The sequence below is a fragment of the Micromonospora sp. NPDC004336 genome (genome assembly GCF_053602615.1).
Genome location: NZ_JBSGDY010000380.1, coordinates 1 through 1,098 on the forward strand (window position 1 = coordinate 1; position 1,098 = coordinate 1,098).

General features: G+C 81.2%; 1 protein-coding gene. It reads left to right on the top strand.

Annotated features, from left to right (window positions below):
* Positions 1-1,098 (top strand): outer membrane protein assembly factor BamB family protein (locus ACWENR_RS30885; protein WP_452280454.1); only part of this gene is annotated, 1,098 nt, incomplete at both ends.

The window sequence follows — 1,098 nt, forward strand, 5'->3', positions numbered from 1 at the left end:
GGGCCGACGCCGACCCTCGTGGCCGGGCCGGAGGGCGTCACCCCGGCCCTGCCCACGCCGCTGGCGCCGACCCTGGTCGCGGGAGCGGCGGCCACACCGACCGCCGTGCCCCACGGGTCGCCGCACGGCCCGCAGGCACAGCCAGGCGCCGTCGCCCCCGCGAGCCCGGCGCCGCACGGCCCGCAGGCACAGCCCGGCGCCGTCGCCCCCGCGAGCCCGATGCCGCACGGCGCTTCGGCCGCAGCCTTCGCGCCCGCCGGGAGCCCGGTGCCGTACGGGTCGCCGGGGCACGCGCCCGACGGCCACGGCGGGCCGCCGCCGGGCGTACCCGCGCCGCCCCGGCAGGGTGGGTGGGCACCGCCGCCGGCGTGGCCGGGCGTACCCGTCTCCGGCGCGCCGGTGTCGCCGCCGCCCGGCAGCGGCCGGACCGCGCCGGCGTCCCCCCGCCGGCGGGCGCTCTGGATCACGGTGGGGGCGGTCGTCGCCCTCGCCGGCGTGGTGACCGCGACGGTGCTCTACCTGACCCGGGACCGCTACCCCGCCCTGGAGTTCCGCACCTCGGTCGAGGTGGTGGGGCGGGTGGCCGCCGGGGCGGACCGACCGACGGCGATGTTCACGGCGGTGCTCGGCGACCGCGCCTACCTCGCGCACCCGCTCGACGACGGGCGGCTGGAGGTGACGGCGGTCGACGCCGGCACCGGCGCGGAGCAGTGGCGGAAGCGGACCGGGACGTCCGCCGAGCGCTGGGACCGCATCGTCGCGCTGCCCGGCGCGGTCGCGGTCTTCGCCGACGCCGTCGGCGACGACACCCCCCGGGACCTGGTGCTGCTCGACGGCGCATCCGGCGAGCAGCGGTGGCGCCGGCCGGTCCGGGGCGACGACGACGTCCTCTTCGGCGAGGGCGTCGCGGTGCTCGTCGACCGGGCCGGCAAGCGGCTGGTCGGGCTGCGCCTGGGCGACGGCGGGGAGGTGTGGGCGCGGGACAGCCCGCGCGACGAGTACGGCGGCGCCCGCACCAGCGTCCACCCGGTCACCACCGAGGAGGCGCTGGGCGGGCCGGCCTTCGTCGACGGCTCACCGCGCGACCCGTGGCGCGGC